The organism is Pseudomonas sp. PA-7-1E (assembly GCF_021605325.1).
GTDB classification, from domain to species: domain Bacteria; phylum Pseudomonadota; class Gammaproteobacteria; order Pseudomonadales; family Pseudomonadaceae; genus Aquipseudomonas; species Aquipseudomonas fluorescens_BV.
Map to the genome: position 1 here is coordinate 1 of NZ_WKFA01000100.1, position 7251 is coordinate 7251.

4 protein-coding genes are annotated in these 7251 nt (G+C 57.0%); 2 read left to right on the forward strand and 2 right to left on the reverse strand.

Annotated elements, in window-relative coordinates:
• Positions 1-288: 288 nt before the first annotated feature.
• Both GIW79_RS29020 and GIW79_RS29025 read left to right on the forward strand, forming a co-directional pair.
• On the forward strand, positions 289-1698 hold the full coding sequence (locus tag GIW79_RS29020) for a circularly permuted type 2 ATP-grasp protein (RefSeq protein WP_181125485.1): 1410 nt from the start codon (positions 289-291) through the stop codon (positions 1696-1698).
• A 2-nt stretch (positions 1699-1700) separates the two neighbouring features.
• Complete coding sequence (locus tag GIW79_RS29025) at positions 1701-2651, forward strand: alpha-E domain-containing protein (protein WP_054899057.1); 951 nt, start codon at positions 1701-1703, stop codon at positions 2649-2651.
• A gap of 43 nt (positions 2652-2694) precedes the next feature.
• Here the strand turns inward: GIW79_RS29025 and GIW79_RS29030 are convergent, their stop codons facing one another.
• On the reverse strand, positions 2695-4080 hold the full coding sequence (locus tag GIW79_RS29030) for an IS4 family transposase (RefSeq protein WP_236456518.1): 1386 nt from the start codon (positions 4078-4080) through the stop codon (positions 2695-2697).
• 184 nt (positions 4081-4264) lie between these two features.
• On the reverse strand, positions 4265-7251 hold a 2987-nt coding region (locus GIW79_RS29035; protein WP_236477467.1), incomplete at its 5' end, for a hypothetical protein.

Genomic DNA, 7251 nt, shown 5'->3' on the forward strand with positions numbered 1-7251 from the left:
GGGCTGCGCAGCGGCCCCAATAAAAGCGGGAGCGCTGCGCACTCCAGCGCGAGCAAGCTCGCTCGCCACAGGTTATTGATGCCTAGTTCGCATTCCGGCACAGGCATTGCTTTATCCATTCACCACCCGGAAAACAGGAGCATACGTTACCCCCCGACCCAGAGCCGCCCCCATAAGAAAGTAAGGACCAGGCCTGTTGGCACCTTCAGCCACGGGCTCATAAAAACATGCGTTTTTTTAAGCGGCAGTGCCACCCAAAGCCACACTGGGCACTGACAAGGTACTGGAATGGCTCGATCTTTCTTTGATGAAATGAATGACGCAAACGGCGTATGCCGTGCGCACTATCAGGACTTCTCTCGCTGGCTGGCCAATACGCCGCCAGAACTGCTGGCCCAGCGTCGCCGTGAAGCGGACTTGCTGTTCCATCGCGCCGGGATCACCTTCACCCTGTATGGCGACGAACAAGACACCGAACGCCTGATTCCCTTCGACATCATTCCCCGCAGCATCCCCGCCCGTGAATGGAGCCTGATCGAGCGTGGCTGCATCCAGCGGGTCAATGCACTGAACATGTTTCTCGCCGACATCTACCACGACCAGCGCATCATCAAGGCTGGGATCATTCCGGCAGAACAGGTGCTGGGCAACGAGGGCTATCAGAAGGCGATGGTCGGCCTGGATCTGCACCGCGACATTTACTCGCACATCTCCGGTGTCGACCTGGTGCGCGACGGCGACGGTACCTACTACGTGCTGGAAGACAACCTGCGCACCCCCAGCGGCGTGAGCTACATGCTCGAAGACCGCAAGATGATGATGCGGCTGTTCCCGGAAGTCTTCGCCAAGCAGCGCATTGCACCCGTGGACCACTACCCCAACCTGTTGCTCAAGACCCTCAAGAGCGCCAGCCGCCTCGATAACCCGAATGTGGTGGTGTTGACGCCTGGGCGCTTCAACAGCGCCTTCTTCGAACACGCGTTCCTTGCCCGGGAAATGGGCGTGGAGCTGGTGGAAGGTGCCGATCTGTTCGTGCACGATCTCAAGGTGTTCATGCGCACCACCGACGGCCCCAAGCCCGTGGACGTGATCTACCGGCGCATCGACGACGCCTTCCTCGACCCCCAGGCGTTCAACCCCGAGTCGATGCTCGGCGTGCCGGGGTTGGTGGCGGCTTACTGCGCCGGCAATGTGGTACTGGCCAACGCCATCGGCACCGGGGTGGCTGACGACAAGTCGATCTATCCCTATGTACCGGCGATGATCCGCTTCTACCTGGACGAGGAACCGATCCTGCAGAACGTGCCGACCTTCCAATGCCGCAAGCCCGATGAACTGTCTCATGTGCTGGCCAACCTCGAGCAGTTGGTGGTCAAGGAAACCCAGGGCTCCGGCGGCTACGGCATGCTGGTGGGCCCGGCGTCGACGGCCGCCGAGATCGAAGACTTCCGCCAGCGCATCAAGGCCCGTCCCCATGCCTATATCGCCCAACCCACCCTGAGCCTGTCCACCTGCCCGACCTTCGTCGAAAACGGCATTGCGCCCCGGCATATCGACCTGCGCCCATTCGTACTCTCGGGCAAGGAAACCCGCCTGGTGCCCGGCGGCTTGACCCGCGTGGCGCTGAAGGAAGGCTCGCTGGTCGTGAACTCGTCGCAAGGCGGCGGAACCAAGGACACCTGGGTGGTGGAGGGCTGACTATGTTGAGTAGAACCGCTGCAGATCTGTATTGGATGTCCCGCTACCTGGAGCGCGCCGAGAACCTGGCACGCATGCTGGAAGTCAGTTATTCCCTGTCCTTGATGCCCCAGGCCGGGCGCAGCGATGGCCTGGATGAACTGGCCATGTCGTTGCTCAGCAGCGGCACCCTGGACAGTTACCTCGAACGCCACCACACCCTGGATGCCGAGCGCATGCTGCACTTCTTCGCCCTCGACGAAGAAAACCCGGCCAGCATCTACAACTGCCTGCGCGCCGCCCGGGGCAATGCCCACGCCGTGCGCGGACGCATCACCGCCGACATGTGGGAAAACCTCAATGCCACCTGGCTGGAAATGCGCAGCATTGCCGCCGGCGGCCTGGCGCGACATGGCATCAGCCACTTCTGTGACTGGGTCAAACAACGTTCGCACCTGTTTCGCGGCGCGACCTCGGGCACCATCATGCGCAATGACGCCTATCGCTTCATCCGCCTCGGCACCTTTGTCGAGCGCGCCGACAACACCCTGCGCCTGCTGGATGCACGCTACGAGATGTTCGGCGAAGAGTCCGAAGAAGTCAGCGACCTGTCGGCCCGCGGCTATTACCAGTGGAGCGCCCTGCTCCGCGCGTTGTCGTCATTCGAGGCGTATACCGAGCTGTACCCCAATGCCCTGAACGCCCGCTCGGTGTCGGAACTGCTGCTGTTGCGCAGTGACGTGCCGCGCTCGCTGCATGCGTGTATCGAGGAGTTGAGCCATATTCTCGCGGATCTGCCGGGTAGTTATGGGCGCACGGCGCAGCGCTTGGCGGCGGAATTTGAAGCGCGGCTGAGGTATACGGGGATTGATGAGATTCTGGAGGATGGGTTGCATAGGCGGTTGACGGAGTTTATTGAGGGCGTGCGGGAGTTGGCGGGGGCGGTGCAGAGTTCGTATTTGGAAGTGATCTGAAACCTGTCTTGGGATTTGAAATGCAGGCAGCTTTGAATGGCACTTACTTAACCTTCTTCGGGTGTCCATTTCTCCTGACCTCGCCCCTTGCCGCCGAGCGCGTCTGCATCAGCATCGGGTAAGGCTTGGGCCTTCGTTTTATGGCGCGAGGTTCAATCCGTCCCGGCCGGTTTCCGACACGTTTTCTGGCGATCAGTTTGAGTAAATCCTGCACCCTATCGTCCTGTTCGTCGGAGCTGTACTGCTGCATCGCAAGGAATAATTGAAGGCTATGTTTAAAGCTAAGCTCGCGTGGCAAGCAATCAGCTAATAGCGCTGATTTGGCCATGATCATCCGAATCAAATTATGCGCCAGCAGATACACCCACAACTCTTTTACAGCCATGCCAGGCGTCTTGCAGCTCAACGTTTCAAGCCCCAGCGTTGTCTTGATATTGAGTAGATCCAGCTCAACATGCCAACGGTCTTTGTACAGTGATTTGAGCCCAGCTTTGGGTACTTGCTGCGGGCAGTTCAAGGTGGTCACCAGGATTTTTCCGCCGGTTTTCAGTTCACGTACTGTCAGTGTTTCAGGCGCATCGTCGTAATAAGGTTGGCTCATCCAGGAAGGTCGACTCCTAGGTTTTGTCAGCTCAACCAAATGATCTTCCGGCCCCAGCGATTGCCCGAGCCGAAAGTCGGTACTGCGTCGCCTAGCGCCATATTGTTCGAACACGCCGTCGATCCCACGACGTTGCAGTTCGCACAGCAAAAAGTACGTTGCGTAGTAGGCATCGCCCAACACAATGTCGCCTTGATTCAGAGTGTCGAGCATTGTCCTGAGCAGCGTCTGCTCATCGCCACCTTTGCCTCGAAAACGTCCCAGCGAGGCATCTAAAACAGCACCGCTGGCCAGGCAAATGATTCCTACCAAACGGCAGATGGGGAAACCCAGTCCTGCTTTCTGACCACGCGATTGCGGATAGGCAGCTTGGTTGGCCGCAGTGTCTGGTAGGGTCACCGTGGTGCCATCTACGAGGCGCACCGGACGCCCCATCCAGCGCCAGGATGGTGACGCGTTGTTACTCATCGTTGATCCCGTGGAGCGCAACAATGTTGAAACCATCTCTACCGGTAACCGCGCCCGTGCTTTGCAATAAGCGCCGGTGTACATGCTGCTGGGGCTTAGCCCATCGCAGCAACGTTTGATCGAAAAATCATTCACGGCCTTCTGACAAGAACGGTCGGCATTCATGGCTTGAGCCAGAAACATCGACAGCGTTTCAGTCGGCGGGAACAACCGTTGACGATGCTTGGGCATCACTGACTCGACACGCTGTAGCAGCGCCGGATCGGCTAGCAGCTTAAAGAACGCATGGGCATTGCTGTTTTTAGCGTGCTGCTGAATGCGTTGCTGTTGATGCCTGACGATTTGACGTCTACGATTCACGCGGGCTGTCCTTGTTCTAGTGGTGTGTGTTCGCAACTATCACCGTAGACCAAGGGCGGCTTTTTTTCATTTTTTTGCAATTAGATCAGCCGGTTAGCTGTTAAGTAAGTGCCATTCCAGGCAGCTTTATATATAAAAAGCCCGCACCCTAAGCCCACGTCACGCAACTTCAAGACAAGTCAAATTAAACCCTGCGAATTCTAATATTATCAACAAAAAATTTCATACCGGACAGCGTTTTGCTTAGAATCAAAACCCGTAAAGGGTAAACATTAGAGCTCTCTGGCGGCACAAACTCAACCACAAGCTTTTTCCAATAATTATTAGCTTGGATATATTCCATTGCAATTTGATTGTTGCCAGAGAAAATTAACGCAACCCCATAAAAATTAGCGGGCTGATCATAAGCAAGATCAGAACTACACTCGTATTTCTGGCCAGCAGAAAACTGGTTGCCCGTATAAATCTTCTCCAGTCCAAATTCATCCGAGACCCCGGAGTTAACTAGCCACAGATAATAACCTCCAGCTTGAGCACTAAATCCATAAATCCCGGCGTTGACAGCACGCCAACCGTTAAGCGTTTTATCATCAAACTTAGTAAATTCGATCTCAATTGGGAGAGGTTTGTTGATGACTTTGTACTCCACTATCGGAAAGCTGATGGCCAGGGTTTCATCCTTGCTTGTGCTGACCGCTGCCTTGAGCTCCATCTGCAGCTTGGTGCCATCACCCAATCCATTCAAATAACTACGAGCAATCCCTGGTTCGATTTTTCCGTTAGCGATCCAGGTCGGATTGACAGCTGCACTGCCCGCCCCGTTGTACACCGTCAGCGAATGATCAACGCCCTTGTTCGTTTTCCCCAGCAGCCTCAACCAGACGGGGTTAGGCGCAGTGATAAACGGCCAGACACCAATTTGCCCTGTGGCATCGCCGGTAAACGTAGTCAAGTTCAGTACTTGAGTCGCCTCGTTAGCCTGATTGATCTTGAGCACCGTTTTGGCCAACTCAGCCTGGGGTATCGGCGTCACCGTCACCGTCAACACCTTGGACGCAACCACCTTGCCGCTACGGGTTACGTCGTACTTAAGCGTGAACGTTTTGTCGGCATTACCGACGTTGGCGGCAATCGCGGCCTTGGTAATATCGAACGTGACTTTGCCCGCCGCTACCCCATTCTTGGCCGGGATCACCGGAGAACCCGCTCCGGCTGTCCCCACCATCGTCACCTTGATGCTGTCTGTGGTGTACATCGGTGTGTACTCCACCGACACCGTGGCGCCGTTTTGCGCATCCAACGGCGCGAGCGTTACCGAGGTGCCAGTGCCACTTGCCTGGATCAACTTGGGAACAGGGAATTCTGCCGGCAGTGTATTGACGGTGTACTCCACCACTGGAAAACTGATCGCCTCGGCTTCAACCTTGCTAAGACTGACGGCGGCTTTGAATTCCATCCTCAATTTTTTGCCATGGCCCAACCCATCGAGGTAAGTGCGCAACAGGCGATATTCATAGCGGCCTTGGGCAACCCAGTTCGGATTGACATACGAGCTGTTGAAACTGAACAGCGTCAGGTCATGAGCAACATTAGCGGCTGTTCTACCAAAAAACTTCAACGAGACCGGATAAGGGGCGGTGATAAACGGCCAGGTGCCGACATGCGCCATCGCGTTGCCGACGAAGCTATCCAGGTCCAGCACCTTTGTCGCGCTATTGGCCTCGTTGAGCCTGATGACCGTCTTGGCCAGCTCCGATTGCGGTATCGGCCTCACGGTCACCGTCAAGGTTGCCGACGTGACCGAGACACCCGCACGGGCTACCACGTATTGGTATTTCACCGTGGTGGCGTGGTCACGAATATTCGCTGCAATCGCCGCCCTGGAAATATCGAACACCACTTTCTGCAAGGTCTCATTGCCTGGCTTGGCCGGGATATCCGGCGAACCGCCATTGCCGGCGCCTACCATGCTGGCTTTGATCGAGTCGCCGTTGCGCATGCCCACGTAGCTCACCACCAATTGGGTGCCCTGTTGCACCTTAAGGGGTTCCAGGTCGGCGGTGTCGAGGCCGGTGGTTTGCGCTTCAAGCAAGGTCGGCGACGGCAGTTCGCCCACGCCACGGCTGATCAGCACCTCGGTGATCTCAGAATACCGCGGCATCGCCTCATCACTACGTGTCAACGTGTAGAACACCGTCACCGACTCATCCAGGTTGTTCTCCACGTAGTATTTTTCGATGTCGTGGGTGGTGGTGGCGCCATTCACGGCCACTTGCACTGGCACTTCGGTGCGGGCGCCCCGGCCAAGCCAGTACATGCGGATCCAGTCGCCGCGCAGTGTTTCGCCAAACGGTGCAAACACGGTGGCATAGGCGTCTACATCATCCGGATTCAACTGGCCGCTGACCGCCTTGTCGACAATCGGCTTGGGCATCGTACGCTTGATCTGACCCACCACGATCTGCAACCGCAGGGACTCCTGCGGGCGGCCGTCGGGCCGGGTGTGGGCATAAAACACGTCGGTCAGGTGGCCGTCGAAACGCTGCAGTTCGTCGGGGTATATCGTAAACAACAAATCCCCACCGGCCGTGGGCGGAATATCGTCGACCTCGCGGCCGATGCGATGTTCGATGGTGTTATCGGCGCTGCTGACCCGGAAGATGACTTCGATATAACCGTCCTTCGGCCAGCTCCCTTGAAGGGGGAAGCGTACGGTCGCGTTGACATCCGGCTCGATATGGCCACCCTGGTCCTCATCTATCGTCGGCGCCGGCCACCTGACGACTTGCCCCACGACGTCCAGATAGAGTTTTTCGGAAGGCTGTTGCACCGAGCCATTCTGATACAGGGCATGCACACTCGCGCTGCCTTCGGCAATCGCGCTCACCAGCGCGTTGGGAACCTCAAAGGTATAAAGGCCTGCTCTACTGAGTTCTTCGGTGTGCGTATAAGGGATCGAATTGCCTTCACTGTCCAAACCGGCCCAGATCAGCGTCACGTGGGAATAGGCGCTAGTCTCCTGGGAGGTGACCCAAATGGCCACTTCCACATCCCAACTGCCCAGCTCCGCGAGGTCGATTTTCGTACCGGTGTCTGGAAACTGCAGCCACGGCGCTTCGGGGCGCACCTCATTGAGGTGCACATCAATCAACGACACCGCCGACCAGCGCG

What these genes read in the sequence shown, in the direction of transcription:
- GIW79_RS29025 (WP_054899057.1), top strand. Translation starts at nt 1,701, where the DNA reads ATGTTGAGTAGAACCGCTGCAGATCTGTATTGGATGTCCCGCTACCTG.
- GIW79_RS29020 (WP_181125485.1), top strand. Translation starts at nt 289, where the DNA reads ATGGCTCGATCTTTCTTTGATGAAATGAATGACGCAAACGGCGTATGC.